The 26,296-nt window shown below is 37.4% G+C and carries 25 protein-coding genes, 1 rRNA gene and 1 riboswitch; of the genes, 13 read left to right on the top strand and 13 right to left on the bottom strand.

Annotated elements, in window-relative coordinates; genetic code table 11:
- Nucleotides 1-88 (top strand): 5S ribosomal RNA (gene rrf / locus CWR48_RS01845); the annotation flags it as partial.
- Nucleotides 89-472: 384 nt separating this feature from the next.
- Here rrf and CWR48_RS01840 read toward each other — a convergent pair.
- On the bottom strand, nucleotides 473-1,207 hold the full coding sequence (locus CWR48_RS01840; protein ID WP_115771329.1) for a LysM peptidoglycan-binding domain-containing protein: 735 nt from the start codon (nucleotides 1,205-1,207) through the stop codon (nucleotides 473-475).
- A gap of 343 nt (nucleotides 1,208-1,550) precedes the next feature.
- The gene (locus CWR48_RS01835) at nucleotides 1,551-2,204 is read right to left on the bottom strand and encodes a lysoplasmalogenase (protein ID WP_115771328.1); all 654 of its coding nucleotides are present in this window, start codon (nucleotides 2,202-2,204) and stop codon (nucleotides 1,551-1,553) included.
- 111 nt (nucleotides 2,205-2,315) lie between these two features.
- Here CWR48_RS01835 and queC point away from each other — a divergent pair, with 111 nt between their 5' ends.
- Nucleotides 2,316-2,975, top strand: a complete 660-nt coding sequence (gene queC, locus CWR48_RS01830) for a 7-cyano-7-deazaguanine synthase QueC (protein WP_115771349.1) — start codon at nucleotides 2,316-2,318, stop codon at nucleotides 2,973-2,975.
- 53 nt (nucleotides 2,976-3,028) lie between these two features.
- Here queC and CWR48_RS01825 read toward each other — a convergent pair whose 3' ends face one another.
- Complete coding sequence (locus CWR48_RS01825) at nucleotides 3,029-3,562, bottom strand: VUT family protein (protein WP_115771327.1); 534 nt, start codon at nucleotides 3,560-3,562, stop codon at nucleotides 3,029-3,031.
- A gap of 176 nt (nucleotides 3,563-3,738) precedes the next feature.
- Nucleotides 3,739-3,784, bottom strand: a riboswitch (PreQ1 riboswitch).
- Nucleotides 3,785-4,280: 496 nt separating this feature from the next.
- On the opposite strand from CWR48_RS01825, the gene CWR48_RS01820 reads away from it, so the two are divergent.
- A complete protein-coding gene (locus CWR48_RS01820; RefSeq protein ID WP_115771326.1) occupies nucleotides 4,281-5,774 on the top strand; it encodes a peptide MFS transporter in 1,494 nt (497 codons plus the stop codon).
- Between the two features lie 86 nt (nucleotides 5,775-5,860).
- Here the strand turns inward: CWR48_RS01820 and CWR48_RS01815 are convergent, their stop codons facing one another.
- The 4 genes from CWR48_RS01815 to CWR48_RS01800 all read right to left on the bottom strand — a co-directional run bounded on the left by CWR48_RS01815 (nucleotide 5,861) and on the right by CWR48_RS01800 (nucleotide 9,972).
- Nucleotides 5,861-6,769 (bottom strand): phosphotransferase family protein, encoded by a 909-nt coding sequence (locus tag CWR48_RS01815; protein ID WP_170140661.1) that lies wholly within the window; start codon nucleotides 6,767-6,769, stop codon nucleotides 5,861-5,863.
- 490 nt (nucleotides 6,770-7,259) lie between these two features.
- Nucleotides 7,260-7,973 (bottom strand): ABC transporter permease, encoded by a 714-nt coding sequence (locus CWR48_RS01810; protein WP_115771324.1) that lies wholly within the window; start codon nucleotides 7,971-7,973, stop codon nucleotides 7,260-7,262.
- Nucleotides 7,970-8,818 (bottom strand): ABC transporter ATP-binding protein, encoded by an 849-nt coding sequence (locus tag CWR48_RS01805; protein ID WP_115771323.1) that lies wholly within the window; start codon nucleotides 8,816-8,818, stop codon nucleotides 7,970-7,972. Before CWR48_RS01805 ends, CWR48_RS01810 begins: the two co-directional genes overlap by 4 nt.
- Nucleotides 8,819-8,928: 110 nt before the next feature.
- Nucleotides 8,929-9,972 carry a LytTR family transcriptional regulator DNA-binding domain-containing protein gene (locus CWR48_RS01800; protein WP_115771322.1) on the bottom strand — a complete coding sequence of 348 codons (1,044 nt, stop codon included), beginning with the start codon at nucleotides 9,970-9,972 and terminating at the stop codon, nucleotides 8,929-8,931.
- A gap of 232 nt (nucleotides 9,973-10,204) precedes the next feature.
- Between CWR48_RS01800 and CWR48_RS01795 the strand changes: the two genes are divergently transcribed.
- Nucleotides 10,205-11,251, top strand: coding sequence for an NADH:flavin oxidoreductase/NADH oxidase (locus CWR48_RS01795; RefSeq protein ID WP_115771321.1), 1,047 nt, complete (start codon nucleotides 10,205-10,207; stop codon nucleotides 11,249-11,251).
- 71 nt (nucleotides 11,252-11,322) lie between these two features.
- Here CWR48_RS01795 and CWR48_RS01790 read toward each other — a convergent pair whose 3' ends face one another.
- Both CWR48_RS01790 and CWR48_RS01785 read right to left on the bottom strand, forming a co-directional pair.
- Nucleotides 11,323-12,252 carry an aldo/keto reductase gene (locus CWR48_RS01790; RefSeq protein ID WP_115771320.1) on the bottom strand — a complete coding sequence of 310 codons (930 nt, stop codon included), beginning with the start codon at nucleotides 12,250-12,252 and terminating at the stop codon, nucleotides 11,323-11,325.
- Between the two features lie 117 nt (nucleotides 12,253-12,369).
- Nucleotides 12,370-12,744: a cytochrome-c oxidase gene (locus CWR48_RS01785; RefSeq protein WP_115771319.1), complete on the bottom strand. Its 375-nt coding sequence runs from the start codon at nucleotides 12,742-12,744 to the stop codon at nucleotides 12,370-12,372.
- Between the two features lie 304 nt (nucleotides 12,745-13,048).
- Here CWR48_RS01785 and CWR48_RS01775 point away from each other — a divergent pair, with 304 nt between their 5' ends.
- On the top strand, nucleotides 13,049-13,189 hold the full coding sequence (locus CWR48_RS01775; protein ID WP_115771318.1) for a YpzI family protein: 141 nt from the start codon (nucleotides 13,049-13,051) through the stop codon (nucleotides 13,187-13,189).
- A 104-nt stretch (nucleotides 13,190-13,293) separates the two neighbouring features.
- Here the strand turns inward: CWR48_RS01775 and ltaS are convergent, their stop codons facing one another.
- Together ltaS and CWR48_RS01765 are read right to left on the bottom strand one after the other, a co-directional pair.
- The gene (gene ltaS, locus CWR48_RS01770) at nucleotides 13,294-15,231 is read right to left on the bottom strand and encodes a lipoteichoic acid synthase (RefSeq protein ID WP_115771317.1); all 1,938 of its coding nucleotides are present in this window, start codon (nucleotides 15,229-15,231) and stop codon (nucleotides 13,294-13,296) included.
- 515 nt (nucleotides 15,232-15,746) lie between these two features.
- On the bottom strand, nucleotides 15,747-16,556 hold the full coding sequence (locus CWR48_RS01765) for an N-acetylmuramoyl-L-alanine amidase (protein ID WP_115771316.1): 810 nt from the start codon (nucleotides 16,554-16,556) through the stop codon (nucleotides 15,747-15,749).
- Nucleotides 16,557-16,885: 329 nt separating this feature from the next.
- Here CWR48_RS01765 and CWR48_RS20260 point away from each other — a divergent pair, with 329 nt between their 5' ends.
- The gene (locus tag CWR48_RS20260) at nucleotides 16,886-17,041 is read left to right on the top strand and encodes a hypothetical protein (RefSeq protein ID WP_170140660.1); all 156 of its coding nucleotides are present in this window, start codon (nucleotides 16,886-16,888) and stop codon (nucleotides 17,039-17,041) included.
- A gap of 94 nt (nucleotides 17,042-17,135) precedes the next feature.
- On the opposite strand, the gene CWR48_RS01760 is transcribed toward CWR48_RS20260, so the two are convergent.
- Nucleotides 17,136-17,825: an LrgB family protein gene (locus CWR48_RS01760; RefSeq protein WP_115771315.1), complete on the bottom strand. Its 690-nt coding sequence runs from the start codon at nucleotides 17,823-17,825 to the stop codon at nucleotides 17,136-17,138.
- Nucleotides 17,818-18,189, bottom strand: a complete 372-nt coding sequence (locus CWR48_RS01755; protein WP_115771314.1) for a CidA/LrgA family protein — start codon at nucleotides 18,187-18,189, stop codon at nucleotides 17,818-17,820. Before CWR48_RS01755 ends, CWR48_RS01760 begins: the two co-directional genes overlap by 8 nt.
- A 274-nt stretch (nucleotides 18,190-18,463) precedes the next feature.
- Here CWR48_RS01755 and CWR48_RS01750 point away from each other — a divergent pair, with 274 nt between their 5' ends.
- The 7 genes from CWR48_RS01750 (at nucleotide 18,464) to argH (ending at nucleotide 26,291) form a co-directional block, all read left to right on the top strand.
- Entirely contained in the window at nucleotides 18,464-19,477 is a 1,014-nt protein-coding gene (locus tag CWR48_RS01750; protein WP_115771313.1) for a PstS family phosphate ABC transporter substrate-binding protein, read from the top strand.
- A 119-nt stretch (nucleotides 19,478-19,596) separates the two neighbouring features.
- A complete protein-coding gene (gene pstC, locus CWR48_RS01745; RefSeq protein ID WP_115771312.1) occupies nucleotides 19,597-20,553 on the top strand; it encodes a phosphate ABC transporter permease subunit PstC in 957 nt (318 codons plus the stop codon).
- A 2-nt stretch (nucleotides 20,554-20,555) separates the two neighbouring features.
- Nucleotides 20,556-21,440: a phosphate ABC transporter permease PstA gene (gene pstA, locus CWR48_RS01740; protein ID WP_115771311.1), complete on the top strand. Its 885-nt coding sequence runs from the start codon at nucleotides 20,556-20,558 to the stop codon at nucleotides 21,438-21,440.
- Between the two features lie 80 nt (nucleotides 21,441-21,520).
- A complete protein-coding gene (pstB, locus tag CWR48_RS01735; RefSeq protein WP_115771310.1) occupies nucleotides 21,521-22,357 on the top strand; it encodes a phosphate ABC transporter ATP-binding protein PstB in 837 nt (278 codons plus the stop codon).
- Between the two features lie 293 nt (nucleotides 22,358-22,650).
- On the top strand, nucleotides 22,651-23,298 hold the full coding sequence (locus tag CWR48_RS01730; RefSeq protein WP_115771309.1) for an SDR family oxidoreductase: 648 nt from the start codon (nucleotides 22,651-22,653) through the stop codon (nucleotides 23,296-23,298).
- Between the two features lie 321 nt (nucleotides 23,299-23,619).
- Nucleotides 23,620-24,879, top strand: a complete 1,260-nt coding sequence (locus tag CWR48_RS01725; RefSeq protein ID WP_115771308.1) for an argininosuccinate synthase — start codon at nucleotides 23,620-23,622, stop codon at nucleotides 24,877-24,879.
- A complete protein-coding gene (gene argH / locus CWR48_RS01720) occupies nucleotides 24,876-26,291 on the top strand; it encodes an argininosuccinate lyase (RefSeq protein ID WP_115771307.1) in 1,416 nt (471 codons plus the stop codon). Before CWR48_RS01725 ends, argH begins: the two co-directional genes overlap by 4 nt.
- Nucleotides 26,292-26,296: the final 5 nt, after the last annotated feature.

The raw sequence follows: 26,296 nt of genomic DNA, 5'->3' as shown, positions 1-26,296 counted from the left end.
CTGTTCCCATCTCGAACACAGTAGTTAAGCTCTTCAGCGCCGATGGTAGTTGGGACTTTGTCCCTGCAAGAGTAGGACGCCGCCAGGCTAAGTTAAGGCATTAAGTTTATGATATATTCATATACTTAATGCCTTTTTGTACTTATGTTATTTGATGAAACAGTAGTCACATACTATTCCTGGTCGGAGGGGAGATACTTGCAACAATTCGCATTAAAGCTTTTAGGTTACTTTTTATGCTTTTTTATCCTAGGTCTGATTGTTAATGTGGTTTTCAAGGATTCATTCGATATATTTACTGCACTTTCTACTTCATTAGGACTTTCCATAGGCATTGTTTGTGTACGCCACTTTGTCATTAAATAATAGAGCAATTTAGCATATCGGTAAAGTACAGAGGATTCCTTATATTATGACGAGTAAATTGTATGTAAAATAAGCCTCTATATTGGGCTTATTTTAGTTGACCTAATTAAAACATACTTGGATAACCTTTGACCATTGCATCTGAAATTGCATCTGCCATTTCCCTGGCTTGCTTCTCTATTTCATCATATACATCGATATCCTTCTGGTAATCCCTGTTTATCATGGCAACAGCTTCTTGTTTTGTTAAATCTAAATGGTGATAAAACATTTCTTTAACGGCTTCCACTGTTAAAAAGCGATTGATACTATTTAGAAATACAGCAATGTCATCCGCATTTTCATGCCACTTTTTATCTATCGCGATTACTTTCTGCTGATCACCTGCTAAGGCAGCTTTAACAAGATCTGCTGCAATTAGAAGATGATCCTTAATTAAGGTTGCATATGTTTCAGCTGCAACATTTCCGTATAAGCGGCGGATCATATTCCCCATATCTGTCGCATTCTTTAGGAGACGTGTGATGACGAAATCTACATCAGGTAATTTAAAGATTAAGCTGATAATCGCCATCCTAGTCCATGCAACATGTTCTTCCCAAAGGCTACGCATATCGTTTCGATAGTCAACTTCTGTCTGGCTTATACAATGACTTTGTTGTGCATAATTAACATTGCGTTGGCGAAGTATAGGGATAGAGATATGTTGACCAATTGGGGGATAGTATGGATTTACTCCAGGATTAGCCAGGAATATTTCCCCAGCAGTTGTATGATAACGCTGTGCCAGTAACCAGTAATTATCTCCAGGTAAGATTGTATAGTTAAAAAAGTTTTCCACCTTTCTAGTCCACTCCTTCAATAGATGACAAGTTTAATAAAAGCAAACGATGCAATGATAGTATATTCATCTAAGCTTAGATAGGTGAATGTCCTGTGATTAAACTCTGTTATGTTTTAATGAGTAAGAAGTAGTAGACAAACAACATTGAAGGAATCAGAAGTTGTTTTACTAATTCCCCAACTTTTCCTTGATCTGCCGATTATTCACTTATTCGTACATCGCGATGCATTTTTACATATTCAGGAATATACAATACAAATGATACCTTCACATTACTTTCTTCTAATATTTAATAAGTTGCTACTGTACTAATTATAGTAAAGAAAGTTGGTAAAGTAGCTTACCAAACAATGAGTCTATTCTTTGCAACAATTGTGCCCAAGCTATTTGCGATTAGAAACTGCCCACCGTAGTAGTTTAGCATAATCAGTGGTTCTGAAAGCTTTACAGGCGAAATGAATAGATGCCATGCGAGTATCGAATCGGAAATAACAAATAGAATACTTCCTAATATCGCCCACTTATTTCCAGTCATGATTGCGGACCAAGCCATGAAAGAGATGACAATAAGGTAGCATAAAATCGGAAAAATTAGTGCAGCATCTCCATTAAAATGTAAGAATTTAACTAGGTCATTACCGAAGAAAAGTCCATAGACAGCAATTGGAATCAACATCATAAAGCGTACCTTCGAGAATTTCCATTTTAAAAGAAAACCAATCATATAAAATAGATGACCAATCAGAAATGCAGAGAGCCCAATCAGAAACCAGTGCAATGTTGCGTCACCAATGATGCAGAATGATAGCCCAATTAGAATCAGCGAATGTGTCGGTGTTTTCTTCCAGGGAAGCTGTCGAAAAGCATAAATAATAATCATTACTATTGGAATCAATTTGAAAAATAGCTTAAAGATGAATGGTTCAGCTGGAACGATATATAAATAGACAAGAACCATCATGAGAATCAAGATTGGAAAACGGTAAATGATCACGTAAAATCCTCCTACAAGTAGACCTGTTTATGTCTGTATACCCTTTTAAAGTGGAAATTAGTGTTATTATATAAAATACTAAGTATTTTATAAGTTAGGAGGAAGTTTATGCTGAAAGACGATAAAGCAATTGTCGTATTTAGTGGTGGTCAGGATAGTACTACCTGCCTGTTCTGGGCACTTAAAACATTTAAAGAGGTGGAAGTAGTCACCTTTGATTATAATCAACGACATGCTGCAGAAATAGATTGTGCGAAGGAAATCGCCAATGACTTAGGCGTTAAACAACATATTTTGGATATGGGGCTAATAAATCAATTGGCGCCGAATGCGCTTACGAGGGATACGATTGAAGTAGAGGACGGAAAAGATGGAGAACTGCCGAACACCTTTGTTCCGGGGAGAAATTTGGTTTTCTTAACGTTTGCAGGAATTCTAGGTTATCAAATAGGTGCAAAGCATATTATTACGGGCGTTTGTGAAACAGACTTCAGTGGTTATCCCGATTGCCGTGATGATTTTGTAAAATCATTAAATGTAACCTTAAATCTGTCGATGGATCATAAATTCGTAATTCATACGCCATTAATGTGGCTAAACAAGGCAGAAACATGGAAAATGGCGGATGATTTAGATGCACTCGAATATGTTCGAACGAAAACTTTAACATGCTATAATGGAATCAAAGGTGATGGCTGTGGGACATGCCCATCCTGTAAATTGCGGTTGAACGGATATGAGGAATATCTAAAAATGAAACGTACGGTATAAGGAAAATGCTCTTCACCAACACATAGTTGAGGAAGAGCATTTTTTGCTTCAGACTAATGTGCGTAATCTTCTCTTGCAAATTTCGAGAATTGAAGTACAAGCACACCTAAAAATTGCAGACAAACCTTGATAATGATTTGACCTAAAATTGCCATCCATACCGCATCCCAAGGTACAAATCCTGCACCAAGTGGGGACAGACCAATAATGACGAAGATGGTAGAATCAAATATTCCACCAATCGTTCCACTGTATAGTACGCGAACAAGCATTGGTTTCTTGAGTCGTGAGTAAATTTCCGTGTCAATGGATTCCGAAACGAGGAAGCTGACTGCACTTGCAAACACAATCCACAATGTATCTCCTAATAAGTGACTTGAAATAGCGGATAAAATAAGTGCTAGACCAATAAACAAATATGTTTTCTTTTTCCCGTATTTGTTCTGTACTAGATCTCGTAAAATAAATGTCGCTCCAATTAGAAATGAACCATAGGGAATGATAAAGACTCCCAATTGCAATGGTGCAAATTTCGCAGTAATAACGTTTGCCAATATTATGGCAATAAGATAGAAAAATATTCGCATTAATAGCGCTCCTTTAAAATAATTTGCTTGGAACACCTGCATACGAATGAGAGGATCATGAAAAGTAACTCTTCGATGTCATGCTTCAATATTAGATTACGAATCATTTGATGATAGTCCATGACGATTCCAAAAAAAGCAAAAATAAAAACCATATCCTAAAGAAAGATACAGTTAATTCTTTAGTTTTTTATAGAGGGTTAGTTCTAGAACCTCTCCTGCCGCTGCAGGTATTTTGTTTGATTTCATTGTAGCATAGATTGAAGTGGGTTGGTAGAGAATATTCCTTAAGTTAATGATTTTCACCCTGCCTAAAATACGAGCTATAATAAAATCATAAGTACTTAGTAGAAGATGGAAAAAGTATTTGAAGGTTACTTTAATAAATTTACAGTAAAGACAACAGGGGGGAACATTCCAAGCGTTTACTACTATTTGGATTTCTGAGATTGGGTTCTAATTTCCAGCAAATATAGAGGCTAGACCTTAATTTGTTATAAATAACAGTAATTAAAAAAATAATAATATTTCAGATAGCGCTACCATCTATTCATAGCAATGCATACGCAAGTTTAGACTGTTAATACTATGGGTATATCGGCTTTACATGCATTAAAATATATTCTAAAATTAAAAGGTATGTTTTTTTTGCAGGATAAGATAGATTATTAAGTAAAAGTATATTCAGTTTTACAACTTAGAGGAGGATTTACACACGATGGACTCACGAGATAAGGAGGACATGCTGAAGACCATTCCACAGAAGGGCTTTTTCGGTCATCCTAAAGGGTTATCTACACTATTTTTTACAGAGTTTTGGGAACGATTTTCATACTATGGTATGCGTGCGATATTATTATTCTACATGTACTATGAATTAAATCATGGTGGATTAGGCCTGGATCAGACACTCGCTAACTCCATCATGGCAATTTACGGATCACTTGTTTATATGTCCGGGATTATCGGTGGATGGATCGCTGATAGGGTACTTGGAACAGGCCGTACGGTATTTTACGGTGGGGTCTTAATCATGATTGGTCATATTGTCCTGTCACTTCCTGCTGGGGTAACGGCATTATTTATCTCTATGGCGTTTATCATTTTAGGAACCGGTCTTCTTAAACCAAACGTAGCTAGTATGGTAGGGGACCTTTACAGTGAAAAGGACCCAAGACGTGATTCAGGATTTAGTATCTATTACATGGGAATTAACTTGGGCGGATTTATTGCACCGTTAATTGTCGGAACAATTGGACAGACATATAACTTCCATCTTGGCTTTGCACTTGCTGCTGTTGGAATGTTCGCAGGTTTGGTTGTTTATTTAATTACACGTAAAAAGTATTTAGGTCTTGCTGGATCACATGTGCCTAACCCGCTTACAAAGGAAGAGCGTGGAAGAACGACTAAAATCGTTAGCTTAAGTGTTATTGTTCTAGTTATTGTCGGTTGGTTTGGATTTGAAGGCGGTTGGCTAACGATTGAACGAGTTATCTTTTTCATTAGTATTCTTGGTATTATTATTCCTGCGATTTACTTTTACACGATGTATCGTAGTCCAAAAACAACAGCAGATGAGCGTTCACACTTGCTTGCATATATCCCGTTATTTATCGCAGCAATGGTGTTCTGGGCGATTCAGGAACAAGGTTCAAATATTCTTGCAACCTATGCAAATGAACGGACGCAATTAACCTTTGCGGGAATCGAAATTCAATCCTCATGGTTCCAATCATTAAATCCGTTATTCATTGTTGCACTTGCACCGGTGTTCGCTTGGATTTGGATTAGATTAGGTGATCGTCAGCCATCTACACCGCAGAAGTTTTCCTTAGGATTAATATTTGCTGGTCTATCTTTCATTGTGATGATCATTCCAGCCTTTGTTAATGGAACGGAAAGCCTAGTAAGTCCTTTATGGCTTGTACTTAGCTTCTTCTTGGTTGTTCTTGGAGAGCTATGTTTATCACCTGTTGGATTATCTGCAACAACGAAATTGGCACCAGCGGCTTTTGCAGCACAGATGATGAGTCTTTGGAATTTATCAAACGCCTCTGCACAGGCAATCAATGCACAGGTTGTCCGTTTCTATAATCCGGAAACAGAAGCAATTTATTTTGGAGTGATAGGTGGAATAGCTATTGTTTTAGGAATAGTATTGTTCCTGTTTGCTCCGAAGCTTAAACGGTTTATGAAAGGCATAAATTAAGAAATGCTAATAGAAAAGGTGGATCCAGAATGGTCGTTGATTGCGACTGTTTGAGGTCCATCTTTTGATTTTAATTGGGTATTCAATCAATGTTCTGATGGTAATAGACTTAGTAAATACGCATCCATGCGTTCCTCCATAGTTTTGCTGGTAATTCCTGATACCCCAAATTCCGCCCATCCTGCATAGACTTCAATTGGATCAGATAGAACATCGATTAAGGAGCATAGATCCCAATATACATTATATGTAAATGCATTCCCAGCAAACGTTTGATATGCTGCAAGAAAATCATCTGCAACTCGGGCGTCAAAGAGCATTGCAAGGTTCCACCGACAATGACCGATATCGATTCCTACGGGGCCTTTACAAGCATTGACCCAGTCAACGACACCACTTATCGATCCATTATTCCAAAGTACATTTGCAGGGTGATAATCCCGATGTATAAAACATTCCTTAAATGGCGGATGCGGCTTTTTTACTAGTTCGATGGCAGTCCTCCAAGCATCGGGTACAGATGTCCATGAGGGTACTTTTATATTTTCTATATCCTGATAGCGAAAATATTTCCACTGAAAGTCGTTTATCTTCACAGCATGAATTGTTGCCAGTTCTTTGGCAAGTCCAGTTAACCACATCTGAAAATGTTTTGGTTTTAGATCCACTTCACCTTCAAGCTTTGACATTAGCACGAGTGGAACATCACAAATATCTCCTATATCGTAGGCAATTATTTCGGGAGCAGCGAGCTTAGCCCTTACAGCCATTCGAAGACTGCTTGATTCATGGACGGAAAGATCTGGTTCCTCCTGTAACCATTCTTGATTCGTAAATTGTCGCAAAATGACCTCTTTTATTCCTGTGTTAGTTCGAAGCTTTATCAGATGTAGGATTGATGAGGTACTCCCTTTCAATTGTTCAATCGATTCAATGGTAGCATTTTTATTTACTTGCTCAATAACCCATTCAAGAACCTTACTCGTTATTTTCATTGTCTTCATCCTTTTATTTGCTGAGATTTAATTAGTTGCACTTATACAGAGAGAAGTTTTAACTGGATGTTAATGTTAAGTTGATATAAAGTGCGGACTTATGATAATTTTGAATTTAGATCTTTAGAGAAATTGAAATTGCTCAAAAGGCTACATTGCCTTACTTCAATTATGATCGTTTTAAGTGGTAAGCCGCTCTATTATTTGTGATTTTTTGTAACCACAGCGGAAGAAATATCCGAAGACTCCTGCGGGAAGAAGAGCTTAGGTGAGACTACGAAGTGCGACAGCACAAGTAGGCTCACCAGCTCCCCGCGGAAAGCGAAGGGTATTTCTGGAGCGACTGGCCTGAGAGCCTTAAGCGCTAAACTAGTCCGAGTTTTATATAAATTGTAACAAACGATACAAAATGATATTTATTAATAATGAAAAGGTAAGATTGAAGCAATGATATGCCCAATCTTACCATAAATGTCTTATGCGGTTTCTCTTATTCATCCATCTCACGCTTTTTAAATACAATGGAAGTGGCTATCGTTGCAACAACAACCCAAGCAAAAATGATTGCTAAATTTCCTCCTACATCCACAAATCCTGATCCCGCCTCAACGAGGGTCGCTAACTCAAGCAGCTGGGTGCTAGGTAAATAGTCGATAACAGATAGAATTGGATAGTCTTCTGCAAAGGGCTGCAGTATCGTTCCGAATCCGAAAAGAAACATGACGGGTAAAATAACAATGGATGCTTCCATTACTGTTCGAGAAAGTAGTCCCATTAATGTACCTAATGCAATATAAAATAAAGTAGAAATAGTAATGGCTATTGCAATAATCCCAAGATTTGCCGGTTCATATCCTGTCAGCATCGCACATAGAATAATCGTGATTATCGTTAATATGAATGTCACTAAACTTTTCCCGCCAAGTATCTCAGGTATCGTTGCAGGTGAAAGCATTAATCCTCGTAATGTATTCTTTTCTTTCTCTTCCGCAATAATTGCACATTGGACGAATGCAGTTACAATAGATAATGCCAAGTTAATCACAAAGTAATGAATTTCGATTGTCGGATTATCTATCATTCCTCCATAAATCATCGCAAGGATTAACGGCGTAAGTATTGTTGTTCCCACATACATGTTTTTAGATAAATCCTTCATATCCTTTTGGAAAATTGCCATCACACGCTTCGCAGAAAATGTCATATTAATTCCCTCCCTGTAACTTCTACAAAAATATCACCTAATGTTGGTTCGTTTGAATGAATCGAGACGACTTGATCTGTTGACATATATTGATGGATTTCATCTGCGCCATCAGCACCGCTTGATAGCCTCATCTCTCTTCCATCTTTTAGCTCCAACGTTACAGTGGCATCGGAAAATTGCCTGCGAAGTGCTTTCGGTTCATCGAGCAGCTGAATTTTCCCTCTATTTAAGAAGGCAACACGATTACAAAGTGACTCTGCTTCACCCATGTCATGTGTTGTTAGGAAGATGGTTGTTCCTTTTTCATTCAACCTGCGTAACCCATCATGAATGTGTTTGGAATTTGCTGGGTCGAGTGCTGAAGTTGGCTCGTCTAAAAACAGCAGGTCTGGTTCATGCAAGAATGCCCTCGCTAAAGTGACCCGCTGAAGCATTCCTTTTGAAAGCTTGGAGACAAGCTTTTTTGGCTCTTCCGTTAAATTCACCATCTCGAGTACTTCTTGTATTCGCTTCGTGGGTACATCATATAAGTCGCAGTAAAGTTTTAAATTATCATAAATTGATAAACGGCTATATAGACCGCTGTTATCTGTCACGACACCTATTTTTTTTCGGTATTTCGGTTTATTTAAGGAAGATGCTGGTATTAGAAATACATTTGCCTCACCAGATGTTTGTGCTAATTGGCCTGTTAATATTTTTATCGTTGTTGTCTTTCCAGAACCACTCGGTCCTAAAAATCCAAATGTCTCTCCCTTTTTAACATCAAAATTAACATCTTCAAGCGCCGCTTGGTTTCCAAAAACTTTTGCTAATGATTTCACTTCAATTATGTTTTGCAATTTTTCTCCTCCTGGCAAATCAATTTTGCTTACATCCATAGAATAAGAGAATAATAGGATCTTAACATTATATTTTCCGTGAAAAGAGTAATTATTGGGATGAATGGGGCCTATTTTATGCCCAATAAATCCCTTAACTCCGCCATTTTCCCTTTTGATAATGGAATTTGCGTCTTTTCTTTGTCATCGAGAACCAAACTATAACTATTTCGTGTCCATGTGATTACTTCCCGTACTTTTTGCAAATTTACTATGTAAGAACGATGGCATCTGAAAAATCCAACATGCTTTAAACGCTCCTCTAAGTTCGTTAGTGTGAGCGAACTTGGAAATGCTTCTCCCTTTATGTAGATACTTGCTTGCCCATCATTACTTTCTATGTAATCAATTTCCGGCGGGTCGAATAGAACAATCTTTTCATTTACTTTTGTTGGAATTTTATTAAACCGAATCGGCTTTGACTCTTTCTCGTCCTCTCTTTCCTCCGCTTCGATTATTGAAGTATTCTGTTCCTCAGCTTCTGTTTCGAATAACCGTAAGCCATCTTCGTCCAGCCGGTAAACGTGACCGGCGATCGTAATCGCACTTTCCATATTACCTGTTAACAGGAGAATACCTTTTCCGTCCTCCTGTAATATCTTCGTTATATTGATGAAAATACGTTTGGTTTCCATATCTACATTCAAATCGGGTTCTTCGAAGATAAATAGCGATGGTGATTGGATGAGTAAGCGTCCATATTGCACGCGTTTTTTCTCTGAAAATGTTAAATCCTTGATTTTTTTATGCTTCTTTTCTTGCAGCTGTGTTAGCTGTAAAATTTGGTCAAATGATTTCTGGAATCCATAAAGACGTCCAAAAAACGCAAAGTAGTCTCTAACAGTAAGCCTTTCATACAGTCCTTCTTCAAAATAGTAGATGCCAAGCTGTAATAAATATGCTTGCTTATTTTTAAAGAGTGATTCACCATTTATTGTTATTTCACCGTTAATGGTAGGTATGTTGCCGATAAACATGTCTAAAACTGTGCTGCGGACATTTAATGTTGAATAAATGGCGGTAATCTCGCTTTTAGCAATTGCTAAATGAAAGGAAGGAAATAATATCGTATCCTTTTCATGTTTCTCAATATTTTTCATGATTAATATGGTCATATTATCCGTCCTTCTATTTTCATTAAGCAGATTTCAATAATTGATGGTTATTTCTAAAATATTCAAAAAAGGCACTGTAATAAGTATACAATTTCTTCCTTATTAAGTGTAGGGGGATTTGATGGGATTTCTTCTATATGTTCTGAGAAATAGGTAAAACAGCTAATTTGACAGTACTATGTCTAAACTATAAAATTGCATGCACATGCATATATTATAGGAGGGGAAATTAATGGCTATATTACCTGCACCATTTACAATTAAGGGTCTAGAACTAAAAAATAGAATCGTAATGGCACCGATGTGTCAGTACTCTGTTGATACAGAGGACGGAATGCCAAATGATTGGCATTTTGTTCATTACGTATCGAGGGCGATTGGTGGTACGGGGCTTATTATTGTCGAGATGACGGATGTTGATCCAGATGGGAGAATAACAAACGGTGACTTAGGGTTATGGTCGGACGATCATGTACCAGGATATAAGCGGATTGTTGATGAAGTCCATAAGTACGGGGCGAAGATTGGTATTCAAATTGCTCACGCTGGTCGGAAAGCTGAGGATGCAGAACAACCAGTTGGTGCATCGGATATTCCGGTTGAAGTTCTTCCAGAAGAAAGCATCAACGGGAAATTGAAACTCCCAAGAGCCTTAACAACAGAAGAAGTGAAGGAGCTTGTCATTCAATTCAAAGATGCTGCAAGACGTGCAGTTGAAGCAGGGTTTGATACGATTGAACTTCATGGCGCACATGGTTACCTGCTTCATCAATTTATGTCACCAAGTATAAATAATCGCCAAGATGAATATGGAGCGGACCTGGCAAGATTTGGAGTGGAAGTGACTCGGGCAGTGAAAAGTGTGATGCCCGCTAACATGCCACTAATTATGAGAATGTCGGCAATTGAATATATCGATGGTGGATATAAAATTGAGCATGCGATTGAAATGGCAAAGCGTTTTAAAGAAGCTGGTGTTGATGTTTTCCATGTCTCCAGTGGTGGAGAGGCACCTCCAGGGAAATTAAGACCGGCAAACCATCCTGCATATCAAGTACCATTTGCTCGTGCATTCAAGAAAGCATTAAATGTTCCGGTTATTGCAGTAGGAAAATTAAGTGACCCTCAAGTTGCTGAGGCAACAATCGCGAACGGCGATGCGGATTTAGTTGCTGTTGCAAGAGGAATGCTAAATGATCCGTACTGGGGACTTCATGCAATAAAAGCTGTTTCTCGGACAGTAACACCACCTATCCAATACAATCGTGGGATTCGTTAATAGCGGTGTTTATCATAGACTAAATGAAAAAAACGATAGCAGGCTGCAGATTCCTGCTATCGTTGTTAATTTTATATAGGAAATACCTCATTAATTAGCTGAATATCGCCATTGGTCAGCTTCACTTCCGCTGCTTTTAAATTGTCTACTACTTGTTTTGTGTTTCTTGCACCAGGAATAACAGTGTCGATTGGTTCCAGTGTTAAATAGAACGCTAAGACAATGTGTGCAACGTCTACATCATGTCTAGCAGCAATTTCCCTGATCTTGTCCACCTTTTCTAAATGCTTGAAATATGCATTATCTTGAAATTGTGGTCGAGCTTTTTGCTTTTCTGAAAAGACGGTGTCTGGTTTGTATTTCCCTGCTAATAGGCCAGAAGCTAATGGAAAATACGGGATAAAGGAAATGTCAGTATCAAATAAATAGGGAAAAAGCTCCCTTTCTGCAGTCCGATCAATTAAATTATAGTTACCTTGGACAACATCGATGTATTTATCTTGATTCGCCTCTTTAAGCTGCTCAAGTGAAAAATTTGAAATGCCGATTGCACGAATTTTCCCTGCTTCCTTTAATCGTTGTAATGCACCGACAGCTTCAAATTTCGGTGTTTCTTCGTCAGGGAAGTGAATATAGAATAGATCAATCACATCAGTTTGCAGCCGTTTTAGACTTTCATCCACTGTCTGTGTTAAAAATGCGGGGGAATTACCGACGATCATAGTATCTCCCTCAAATCGATGTGCACCTTTTGTTGCTAATATGACGCTATTTCTATTATTAGTTTCTTTCAATGTTTTTCCGATGATTTCCTCAGATAGCCCTTTCCCATATATATATGCCGTGTCAATAAAGTCCAAGCCATTTTCAATTGCCGCTGTAATAATCTTGCCGCCATACTCTGTATTAGTTTCCTTATCCTCTTCACCAATTTTATTTGCGCCAAGTCCAATTGGATGAATGTTTATTCCCGTTTTACCTAATTCTACTTTCTCAATCATGTTATCCCACCTTTTTTTATCTTTCCCTCCTATCATAATTATTCTTTGTGCGGATTACCAATATAAGCCTTGAACAAAATAATGCACCGCTCACTAGGAAGCGATGCATCATAAAGTTTATTCAGATTTATTTAAGTTGCTCAACACATTGAATGCAAAGAAATATATTGCTAGAACCGTCACGACACCACCAATGGATAAGAATGTAGTGAATATACCTCCAGTACCTGTTACTACAAAAGCAAGAGAAATCATCATGACTGGTAATCCGATATTGTGTAGCCAAAAGTGAACCTTAGCTGTATTAGTTTGGGCAAGGTGAGGAAAAAGTTTATAAAAGATACCAGCAATCGCAAGAGACACCCAACCAAGTAAATTGATGTGTACGTGAACACCTGTTAAAACATAATCATGTCCGATTGACATATAGAGTCCGAGGGTTATTCCAATTAAAAAATAGATAACGGAGATTTTAATTAATGTGTTTCCCATTTTTATCACCTCCCTCGTGTGTCCATTAATTATATGAAAGAAAAGGCTAAACCATGCTCGTTTAGCGTTTAAATTTTTATAAAAAATTGGATATGACTTTCTTCAATCAATATAGAATATAGTTATGGGTAACAACTTCATTTGCTGAAGTGGATCCAGAGGAATATGATGGCTTAATTATCGCGGGTGGACGTGCACCCGAGCATATTCGTCCTAATGAGCATCTTCCAGGAATTGTTAGTCATTATATAATGATGCATAAATTCCACTTAAATGACTCATGTTAAAATCAGGAGGTGTTAACATGGGAAGAGATCGTCAAGAAAAGAAATTACGGGAAAGTGGTCGTGTTGAATCAGACAGAGATGTTGGTCTTCGTTTTAAAGGCGCAACAAAAATGTCAGGTCCAGAAGAAGCTAGAAGATTAAATGATGGTAAGAAGTAAAGATCATTGTAAGACGTGTTTCTATAGAAAAAAAGTAGCTCCCTACATATGCAGGGAGCTACTTTTTATAATATATTCGACAAAATTCGGGAAGTGCCAGGCACCTATTCGGATTCTACTTCGTCTTTAACATATAAATAATCACTGACATCAACTGGTGTCCAGTCATTGTTTGGTGTATAAAAACGTAATAAGTCACCATACATTACTTTATCGGAAAGCTCTAACTCATGAAGAACAGTTTCTCTCATAGCTTCCATCTCTTCCGTTGGTTCTTCAATTACTTCCTTTGTTACGTTATCGTAGTAAACGCCACTAATGGAACTGTACTTCTCGGTGATAAAATTACCATTTCTGAAAGGTACAAAATCTTTATGATCCTCAGAGAACATATCTGTACCAAAGACAATATAGTCTAGAGAATCAATTCCAAGAATATGCAATAATGTTGGCGCAACATCAACCATACCACTATATTCATGATTGGTTCCTTGACCGTCAACACCAGGAACACGAATCATAAATGGTACGCGTTGTAGTTCTGAGTTTTTCAATGGTGTAATTTCTTCACCAATGATTTCGGACATTGCCCGGTTATGATTATCTGAAATACCATAATGGTCCCCATAAATCATAATAATAGAATCATCATATAAACCAGCTTCCTTTAGATCATTAAAGAATTGTTCCAAGGATTCATCCAAATAACGAGCAGTTTGGAAATACCTGTCAACAGATCCGTCACCAGTTTCAGCAGGTGCAAGACTAGCTTCCTCTTCATCAATTAAATACGGATGATGGTTTGTTAGAGTCATCATATGTGCATAGAATGGTTGAGCCATTTCTTCTAAATAAGGCATTGATTGCTCAAAGAATGGTTTATCCTTTAATCCATAATTGATGATATTATCTTCACTCATATCATAATAATCTTCGTGATAAAATTCATTTACACCAAAACTTTTATAGATTTCATCCCGGTTCCAAAATGATTTTCCATCACCATGGAATACACCACTCGTATATCCTTGTTGTTGGCCCAATATTGCAGGTAATGCTTGATACGTATTCGTCCCCTTGGTTGAAAAAGCAGATCCCTGTGGTAGACCGTAAAGCGAGTTATCCATAATCAATTCAGCATCTGCAGTTTTACCTTGCTCTGTTTGATGGAAGAAATTATCGAAATACGTATAATCCATGCTTTCGTCATGTACTAATGAATTTAGAAATGGAGTTACTTCTTCTCCGTGTAATTCATAATCAATTAAGAATGACTGGAATGATTCAAGATGGATCTTGATAATATTCTTGCCGGCACCCTTACCAAAGAATTCTGCATTTGGTGCTGCATATTTCGATTTCGTGTAATTCTCTACTTCTGTAATATCATTACTGTCGGCAAAAACGCGCTGGGTAGATGATTTTGTGCTTTGAATAGTGTCATAGATTGAGAAGTTATACAGTCCTAGATACTTCACTAAATAATTTCGGTCAAAAGTACGTTCTAATAATTGTGGACGATCAATTTCAGCAAGACCAAGATTAATCGTAAATACAAGAACACCAGCAGCTAAAATGGTAATTGGCTTGCGAGTTTTAGCTCGAACAGCAGTCCAAATAATATTCAATTTCTTATATAATACAATCAACAGAATGATATCAAGAGTATATAGAAGATCAGACCATTTCATTAGGTTGATGATACTACCACCGAGACTGCCAAAGTTTTCTGATTGCATCAGTACGGCAACAGTAATAAAATCACTGTTAAAGCGATAATAAACAACATTCGCATATAAAAGGAAACTCAAAATTGCTTCAATAATGATAATCCATTTTCCAACTTTCTTGCCTTTCGCGAACAAAGCTAGTCCTAGAAATATCAGTCCTGAGCTAAGAGGATTTAAGAATAATAGAAATTGCTGCATTCCATTACTAACCCCTAAGTCAAACTCTATTAAATAAATGATATACGTTTTAATCCAAAAAAGAACTAGAGCGATCGCGAAGAATCCCATCTTTGAAGACATTAATTTCTTCACTTTCTTCACCTCATATTTTATTTCAATTTATTGTTGTAGCGACCTCATATTATACACTACAAAGCAATGTATGGTCAAATACTTCGCCCTATGGTTTTTCGTTGTAATCTTTCCTATTTAACATGTTGCAAATCCCTTAAGTGAAGGGCTTTACAAGTTCTAAGTCTAGGATAACTAGAAGAGAATTCTCATAACGTACTCCTATTGTCATCTTAATGTTATAAAACTGTAACGCGCTTATAATCGTAGCCTAAGCGTTTTTATGGAAAAAAGTGGAGAGATATGTCCATTAATTTGATATTAATCCATACCTGGAGACTGCAATTCCATGTTATTTAGCAGGTTATAAATCATTAAAGTATAAAAAAATCCTTATCGTATGAAATCGATAAGGGTTTTTATCAAGAAGGAAATATAAAAATTCCCCTCCCTCAACACCAGTTCCAGCTTTAAAGCTGTAGCGAAACTTCTCTTGCCCACCGTACATAGCTCAAACGGGCGCTTGTACTATTGCTCTAACTATCAATAAACGCATCTACACCTGTTTTCTTAATCACGTTTACATGTTCTTCGGCATTTTTACGATTTGAAAACGCTCCAGCTTGAACACGGTACCATTGTTCATTGGAAATAGTAGTGGTAATCGCAAATGCTTCAATTCCTTTTCCTTTTAAAAAGGCAACACGTTCATCTGCATTTTTCTTTGATTGGAACGAGCCGGCAATAATTTTAAACAGCTTATTTGGATCACTTGGAATACGGGTTGGGTTTCCTGCTTTCTTTTTTAATTTAAATGCCTTTGCTAAACCATTCACATGCCCCTCAGCAACCTTTTGTCGCCAAGAGGTCTGCTTCATTAGTGCAGCATCTTTAGCATTATCGATGAATCCATTTTCGGAAAGAAATGCATCCATTGTCGATTCGCGCAAAACATGGAAGTTCGCCTTTTTTTGACCGCGATTATAAAGTCCATTTATTTTAATGATTTCCTCATGCAGGGTATCTTGGTATGTGGCGGTTCTAGATTGATCGGATAGTAGGTTATGAATATAGTCTTCGTAGCCATTTGCAGTTCCATTGAAAGAGTTACAGTGAATCGACATATAAAAGTCGGCTGCCCAATTATTCGCTTCATTCGTTCTTTGCTGTAGACTTTTCGTACTATCATTTGTACGGCTCATTTTCACTTCAATATTTTCATAATTTGCTGTTAAGAAGTTGCGAATCCGAAGCGCGATATCTAAATTGATTTCCTTTTCTTTTAAACCATTTCCACTAGCCCCTGGATCTGTCCCGCCATGGCCTGGATCTAGGTAAAGCTTCATCGTTATTCTCCCCCGTTTCTAATTAATTCCCTTTACCATAGTAGTTTATCGTTTTAAACAAAATAAATTAGATTATTTCCCCAGTCTTGCTAATATTCCACTTTCCCCCCCCTGTTCTGTCTGCAGGTAATTGATATAAAGTGCAACATAATTTTGGATATCAAGTGCTCTTAAATCGGTCGCTCCGAAAATCAGCAAATCTAATCAACAGTTACTATTACAATCGAATCGGAATTTGTTTTTGGGGTGGAAATGAAACGTTTTATTCATGAAGCGTATAAATAACCAATAATTCCTTAAACTAAACTAAATTACGGAGGAGGCATAGTATGACAAATAAGGAACAGAAAAACAGGCAATTTAAAGCAAATGAAAACAGCGGCGAGCATCGGAATGGAAGAAAGAGCCAATATAAAAACCATAATTCTGTTGGTGGAGAATCGCCGAATGAATATGTAACAAATAAAAACAATGAGGAAATATAGGTTGTTTGATTATCAGAAAATATGGTTTCAATTCTAGTATAAACAGGGTATGTAATGAATAATTCTGCCCTGTTTATCAAAAATTGATTCAGACCTACAATAAAACTGCAATAATACCTGGAGTAATAATCGAAACCGTTATCGCACTAATGACCATTGCTATGGAACTAACAGATCCCTGAATTAGGCTTTTTTCCATTGATGTAGCCGTACCGATAGCATGTGATGCACTGCCTAAAGCGATTCCTTTGGCAATATAATGGTCGATATGGAATAGTTTGAAAATCAATTCGTTCAGAACTGCACCACTAATCCCTGCAATCATGACAAGGATAGCTGCTAATGGGCGAATGCCCCCAATAGATTTCGTAATTGCCATTGAAACTGGTGTAGTAACAGATTTAGTGCTAATTGTAGCGATTATTTCATCACTAAAGCCCGTCCATTTCGTTAGTAGTACGCCAGACAGAACACCAATAACTGCGCCAGCAATTATTCCGCTTAAGATTGGAATGAATAGCTTCTTAATGGTGTGTCGCTGCATGTAAAGAGGATAGGCGAGAGAAACAACTGCAGGTCCAAGAAATTCATTTACCCATCTTCCACCAGTCATATATGTAGCGTAAGGGATGTTTAGAATGAGTAAAATGATAACGATACAAATGGTTGAGATGAGCATTGGTATTGTAAAGGGCTTAGCGAATCGATCATGGAGTTTTGCTGATAAAATATAAATAATTATCGTTCCAATGATCGCAATCAAACCGATATATAGGTTAGTCATTGTTAATTTCCTTCCTTTGCACTAGCCATTGGCTTACGAGACCAGAGCTAATCATTACGAGTAGTGTACTAATGATTACGATAATTACTAGGAGAAGACCATCACCTTTAAATAAATCAAGATAATCAATCACACCTACCGTCATAGGAATGAAGAAAAAGGCCAGATGCCTAATAATAAACTTGGCTCCCAAATCGATCCAAAATGGTTTGACGATATTTAATAGTAACAATAGGAAGAGGATGATCATTCCGATTACACTTCCAGGGATAAATAGATGAAGGGATTGTTGAATCCACTGACCTAATAGAAAGATGATATACAGTATCACGATTTGAAATATGATTTTAAAAAAGGTAAGCAACGTGTTTACACTCCTTAAAAAATAATGAATAAAAGTAGTATAACAAATAAATTAGTGCAAATGATATAAGGAGAAAGTGGTAATAGTGGGGTAACAGGGCTTAATGGCACATGTTTTTACAATAATCTACATAATTAGGGGGACTTTTACTACATAAATTTACAAAACCTTTACATTCACTACACACAATCTTAATATTTACCCACTATACTATCAATTGAGAGCAAAACTCAGCTCGAAAATAAATAGTTCACAATAGGGAGGACATTTAGTCATGAATTTCAAAAAGTATCTTATGTTCCTAGTAGTAGCAGCACTTGCAGTTGTGCTTGTAGCATGCGGTGGAGCAAAGCAAGACAATACAGATAAAGCAGCAGATGATGCAACAACAGAAAAAGATAAAGCAGCAGGTGATGCAACAACAGAAAAAGATGCAGCAACAGATTTAGAAGGTAGTGTTGTAATCGATGGTTCAGGTACAGTATTCCCATTAATGCAAAGAATTGCTGAAGAATATATGACAGTAGATCAACCAGGAGTATCTGTTGAAGTAAGTCGTGCAGGTACAGGTGCTGGATTTGAAAAATTCCTAGTAGAAGATGGAACAGACTTTAATGATGCTTCTCGTAAAATTAAAGATGAAGAACAAGCGAAAGCTGATGAACTTGGAATTGAAGTTAAAGAACTTAAAGTAGCATTAGATGGTTTAACAATTGTAACTAATCCAGCTAATGACTGGGCAACAGAACTTACTGAACAACAAGTAAAAGATATTTTCCTTGGTACAGTAACTAAATGGTCTGAAATTAACGCAGAATGGCCAGATGAGAAAATCCAAGCTTACGGACCAAACGAAAACCACGGTACTTATGAATTCTTCTATGAAAACATTCTTGAAGAACAAGATTTAGTTAGTGATATCAATCTTCAACAAGATTACTCAACACTTGTAACACTAGTATCTGAAGACACAAATGCAATTGGATTCTTCGGATTTGGTTACTACAATAGCAACCAAGAAAAAGTACAAGCAGTAGGTGTTGACTTTGGTGCAGGTGCAGTAGTACCGTCACTTGATACAATTGGAGAAGAAGGAGATTATGCTAACTTCACTCGTCCAGTATATACTTACCTAAATGTAAATATGGCTAAAGAAAAACCAGAAGTGCTTGATTATGCTAAATATGTAATGGAAAACACAAATACTTTCGCTGGAGAAACTGGTTTCGCACCAATTCCAGATGAAGAAGCAAAAGCATTACTTGATGAATTAAACGCAATTCAATAATTAAATAGCGTTTTATAAAAAACTAATATATAATCTAATAAGATGAGAGCTAACTAACGCGTTGCTCTCATCTTATTATGAGTTTTTAAGCGATGTTGCGGAAGGGGTGCCACAATAAAATGGCAACAAACGGCGATTTAAACAAGAAGAATGCTGTTGATATTGGAGAAATGATCGCAAGAAATAAGCAGAAGAAGAGCTTTTCTAATTATTTTGAAAAAGCAATTCCGACGATTCTATTCATCATTGCAATCATTTCAGTTCTAACAACAATAGGAATTGTTCTTACATTAATTACAGAGGCAGTTGAATTTTTCAAAAGGGTACCAATTTGGGACTTCTTCACTGGAACAATATTGAAACCACTGAGTCAGAACCCTGAGTTTGGTGTATTACCACTAATCAATGGTACAATTATGTCTACTATTATTGCGATGCTTGTGGCAGGTCCGATCGGGCTAATGTCTGCAATCTATTTGAGTGAATACGCTTCTGATAAAGTAAGAAGAGTACTCAAACCACTACTAGAAGTACTTGCCGGAATACCGACTATCGTGTACGGTTTTTTCGCATTCACTTTTGTAACACCTCTTATTAGATCCATCTTCCCTGGTGTAGATGCAACAAATATACTCAGTCCTGGTCTTGTTATGGGCGTAATGATTATCCCGATGATTGCATCATTATCTGAAGATGCAATGACATCAGTTCCAAATGCAATGCGCGAAGGTTCGCTTGCAATGGGTGCAACTAAACTTGAAACAACGATAAAAGTAGTAATTCCTGCCGCATTATCTGGAATTATTGCATCCTTCGTACTTGGTATATCTCGTGCAATCGGTGAAACAATGATTGTTACGATTGCAAGTGGTAGTTCCAAAAACTTCACATTTGACATTACACAATCCATGCAGACGATGACTGCGTATATTGTTGAAGTATCTGGAGGAGACGCACCAGCTGGATCGACAATATACTATAGCTTATATGCTGTTGCATTAACATTATTTGTATTTACACTTATTATGAATTTACTTGCAAGATATGTCTCTCGTAAATTTAGGGAGGAATATTAATTATGAAACAAATTGATGCAAACAGATTAGAGGCTAGGATGAATTCCCGAGTTCGCAATAATAATATTTGGAAAGTAATCTTTTTCCTTTCAACATTAGTTGGGCTTGTTGTACTCGCAATTCTACTAATTCGGGTCCTTATGCAAGGAATTGGCTGGCTGGATTGGAATTTTTTAACGGCAAAACTATCATCAAATCCTGATAGAGCTGGGATTATGGGGGCACTTTTAGGTACTAGTTGGACGATGTTAGTCGTGATTCCTGTTACTATTATCATAGGAATTGGTTCGGCTATTTACTTGGAGTTATATGCTAAAAAAGGATGGTTCCAAAATTTCATTCAAACGAATATTTCTAACTTGGCCGGTGTACCTTCGATTGTATATGGACTTTTGGGTTTAACTGTATTTTCAAGGTTTTTAGGACTCGGTAATGCTGTGCTTGCCGGTGGATTAACGTTATCTCTGCTCGTATTACCAATCTTGATTGTTTCTGCTCAGGAAGCGCTTCGAGCAGTTCCACAGCATTTATCGGAAGCAGCATATGGAATGGGTGCTACAAAATGGCAAACAATCAGAACCGTTATTTTACCTGCTGCTTTACCAAGTATCTTAACGGGTACGATTTTAGCTTTATCACGTGCTATTGGTGAAACTGCTCCTTTAACTGTATTAGGTATTCCTGCATTTTTACTTCCTTTCCCAAATGGATTACTAGATACATTTACAGCACTTCCAATGCAGATTTACTACTGGACACTTGATGCGTCCTTAGTTGCTGAATATGCAAACTTAGCTGCAGCAACAATTATCGTATTGCTTTTACTATTATTTATCCTAAATTCCATTGCTATCTTTATTCGAAACAAATTCCAGCAAAGATATTAATGCGCGGTACTAAAGAAAATAGAGATGATTCGTTTTGGTATTATTGAGGATGGACATAAGATATTAAGGAGTGGAAAACGATGAGTTCTTCATCAGAAAATCAGAAATCAACTGTAAAGCTTAAAGTGGATAATGTTGCCGTTGATACAACGAATAAAAATCGTAACATTGTTTACGATACGAAAGATTTAAACTTGTGGTACTCAGAAACACATGCATTAAGAGATATTAATTTATCCATTTACGAGAAGGAAGTTACAGCAATCATCGGGCCTTCTGGATGTGGAAAATCAACATATATCAAGACATTAAATCGTATGGTTGAACTCGTTCCAGGTGTACGTACAACGGGAACGATTTCGTACCAATCGAAGAACATTTTAGATAAGTCATTTAAAGTAGAGGACTTGAGAACAAGAGTTGGAATGGTATTCCAAAAGCCGAATCCATTTCCTAAATCTATTTATGACAATATTGCATACGGTCCGAAAATCCATGGTATCCGTAATAAGAAAATTTTAGATGAAGTAGTAGAGAAGAGCCTTCGTGGTGCTTACATTTGGGATGAAGTAAAAGACCGACTAAATGAAAATGCTTATGGACTTTCAGGTGGACAACAGCAACGTTTATGTATTGCTCGTTGCTTAGCAGTTCAACCAGATGTTATCTTAATGGATGAGCCAACATCAGCGCTTGATCCTAAATCAACACTTCGTATCGAAGAATTAGTTCAAGAATTGAAGAATGATTACTCAATTATTATTGTTACACATAATATGCAACAAGCAGCCCGTATTTCTGACAGAACTGCTTTCTTCCTAGATGGAAAAGTTGTTGAATATGATAACACAAATAATATCTTTACAAATCCGAGTGATACACGTACAGAAGATTATATTTCAGGTCGATTCGGTTAAGATAAAAAGCAAAAAAGACTGGCCGTGGGGTGGTTACCCCTGGGTCAGTCTTTTTTGCTTACCATTAATTATATTACATGTTGTATTGAATTGATGACACGCTTTGTGTTAGTTGTAGTCACTGATATTTTTCATGAATTTCCATTTTGAAATACAAAATATTGCATAAAATTACGTAAAAAGAAATAACAGTGCTGAATAAATTTCATGAAGCACATGCTTTGATTAATAGTTCGTATTCTGAAACAATGCATATAGTAAGTATTTTTAGTAGTAAAGGGGAGATTATTACAATGAAGGTACTATTAATTGGAGCGAATGGGCAAATCGGGAAGCATCTTGTACGACAATTACAGGAAAGTGAGGAGCATTCACTGAAAGCGATGGTTCGGAGAGAGGAACAAGCGGAGGCATTAAAAGAATCGGGTGTGAATGCTGTTGTTGCAAATTTAGAAGGTTCTGTGGAGGAAATCGCAGGTGCTGTAGAAGGCAGTGATGCAGTGATCTTCACTGCCGGATCTGGTGGTAATACTGGAGCAGATAAAACGATATTAGTTGATTTAGATGGGGCAATCAAATCGATAGAGGCGGCAGAAAAGGTTGGTGCGGAACGCTTTATCATTGTGAGTGCTATTGGTGCTGACAAACGTGATTCATGGGCAGACAGTCCGATTAAACCATACATGGCTGCGAAGCATTATGCAGATGAAGCACTTGTAGCGAGTGCACTAAATTATACAATCGTACGTCCTGGTGGATTATTAAATGAACCAGGAACAGAGAAAGTATCGATTGCAGAAAGTCTTCCAGGTGGATCAGTTCCACGTGAGGATGTTGCAAGTACAATTGTTGCAGCTCTTAATGAAGAAAAGACATATCGTCAGTCATTTGACCTATTGTCAGGGGATACACCTATTGCAGACGCATTAAAAAACCTATAAGACAATGTTGGAGAGTCGGGTATTCAAGGTAGTAAATCTACTTTGGATGCCCGACTTTTTTGGTAGGTAAGAAAGTATAACTACTTTCTCACTACTAAGTGCAACAATTTTAAAGGCTCAAACTTATTTGGAGATTGGTCAATAGTTGGTGGGTTTATTCTCCCTAGCGTAGTGTATTTTCGGAGCGGTAAGCCTGTGCTCCTATATAAAATATCACGTTTTGCAAAATAAATTAAAATAGTTAAAAAACTACTTGAATTATTATACAATATAATGCATAATAATTCATACATAGTAAAATATGAAAGGGGAAATTGAAAAATGGGAAAAGAAAAGATTGTTCTAGCTTATTCTGGTGGATTAGATACTTCTGTAGCTATTAATTGGTTACAGGAAAAATATAATTATGATGTTATCGCTGTTGCACTTGATGTTGGGGAAGGGAAGGACTTGGATTTTGTACAAAAGAAAGCACTCGATGTTGGTGCAATCAAATCCTATGTTATCGATGCAAAATCACTTTATGCAAATGAATATGTACTGCCTGCGCTTCAAGCAAATCTCTTATATGAAGGGAAGTATCCATTAATCTCTGCACTATCACGTCCGTTGATTGCGAAGATTCTTGTAGATATTGCTGAGAAGGAAGGTGCAGCTGCTGTTGCTCATGGCTGTACTGGAAAAGGAAATGACCAAGTAAGATTTGATGTCGCCTTTACCGCATTAAATCCAGAGCTTCAAATTGTTGCACCTGTTCGAGAATGGGCAATGTCTAGAGAAGAAGAAATTGAATATGCAAAGGCACATAATATCCCGATACCGATTGATTTAGATAATCCATTTAGTATTGATCAAAATTTATGGGGACGCAGTAATGAATGTGGGATACTTGAGGACCCTTGGGCAGAGGCTCCTAAGGAAGCATTTGATCTGACAGTTGATCCAGTTGACGCCCCGGATGAACCACAAACCATCCAAATTACATTTGAACAAGGGAAGCCTGTTTCAATTGATGGAAAGGCACTTCCATTAGATGAGCTTATCTTAGAATTGAATGAAATTGCAGGAAAACACGGTGTAGGAAGAATTGATCATGTGGAAAACCGGTTAGTAGGGATTAAATCACGTGAAATATACGAAGCACCAGCTGCATTGACATTAATTGCTGCCCATCAAGAGTTAGAGGCACTAACATTACCGAGAGAACTGGCAGAATTTAAACCAATCATCGAACAGAAATTTGCACAAACGGTTTATAATGGCTTATGGTTCTCAGCGCTAACCGATTCATTAAAAGCATTTATCGAGCAAACTCAAAACTATGTATCTGGTACGGTAAAAGTTAAATTATATAAAGGAAGCGCCCAAGTTATTGGTCGTGAATCAGCAAACTCATTATATGACTTCGATCTTGCAACCTACAATAAGGATGATGCATTTGATCACGGGGCAGCATTAGGCTTTATTAAATTATGGGGATTACCAACGAAGGTACATTCTGCTGTTAATGGTACAAACAAAGAGAAGGATAATTCAATTGATAAAGTCAATCTTGGGGTAAAGGAAGCTGTTAAGAAGTGAAACTATGGGGTGGAAGATTTACCAAGCCAACAAATCAATTAGTTGATGAATATACAGCATCAATCTACTTTGATAAAAAGTTAGCAAAATACGATATTCAGGGAAGTATCGCACATGTCGGGATGTTAAAGGCCTGTGGAATTATTCCAGAAGCAGATGCAGATACCATTGCAGCTGGTTTAGCAATCGTCGCTAAGAAGATAAATGCTGGGGAAGCTGTTTTAACAGCTGAGAACGAAGATATCCACATGAACGTTGAGAAGCTATTAATTGAGGAAATAGGTGCCATTGGTGGAAAGCTTCATACGGGAAGAAGCAGAAATGATCAAGTGGCATTAGATATGCGACTGTATTTACGGGAAGCGATTATAGAAATTGCTCAATTAATTGGAACGGTCCAAGAATCCTTATTAAATCAAGCAAAGTCGAATTTGGAAACGGTCATGCCTGGTTATACGCATTTGCAACGAGCACAGCCAGTCCTATTTGGTCATCATATGATGGCATATGTATTTATGTTCCAGCGTGATGTGGAAAGGCTAATGGATAGCTTTAAGCGAGTGAATAAATCGCCGCTTGGTGCAGGTGCCTTAGCTGGTACTACCTTTCCGATTAATCGACAGCTTGTCGCTGAAAAACTTGGCTTTTTCGGTATAAGTGAAAACAGTTTAGATGCAGTGAGTGACCGCGATTTTGTCGTCGAGTTTCTTGCGAATGCATCCTTAATCTCAACCCATCTATCACGACTATGTGAGGAAATTGTTCAATGGTCGAGTGCTGAGTTTAATTTCGTTGAATTGGATGATGCATTCTCAACAGGAAGCAGTATGATGCCACAGAAGAAAAACCCCGATGTTGCAGAACTTGTTCGTGGGAAAACTGGGCGTGTGTATGGTCATTTAATGGGAATGCTAACGACATTGAAAGGTTTGCCACTAGCATATAATAAAGACATGCAAGAGGACAAAGAGGGAATGTTTGATACTGTCGAAACCTTAAGGGGTGCATTGGCATTGTTTGCACCAATGATTGAAACGATGCAAGTGAAAAAGGAAAAAATGTATGCCGCTGTTCGTAAGGATTTCTCAAATGCGACAGATTTAGCAGATTATTTAGTTGGGAAAGGGATGCCATTTCGAGAATCCCATGCGGTTGTTGGTCAAGTCGTGTTAGCTTGTATTAATGATAAAAAGTATTTACTAGATATGTCATTGGAAGAATTTCAATCGTATTCTAACCTAGTTGAGGCTGATATTTTTGATGTATTAACTCCAGAAGCTGTCGTTAATGCGCGCAATGTTGCAGGTGGAACAGCAAAAAACCGAGTAGAGGAGCAAATAACGACGGCCATTGCAGCTATGAAAGAGAATAATAATTGGATTCAATTACAAACGAAAGCGATTCAAGTTTAATCGTA

This window comes from Oceanobacillus arenosus (assembly GCF_003369575.1).
GTDB classification, from domain to species: Bacteria; Bacillota; Bacilli; order Bacillales; family Amphibacillaceae; genus Oceanobacillus; species Oceanobacillus arenosus.
The sequence above is the reverse complement of the archived record's forward strand: the minus strand, read 5'-3'. Positions and strand labels throughout refer to the sequence as shown.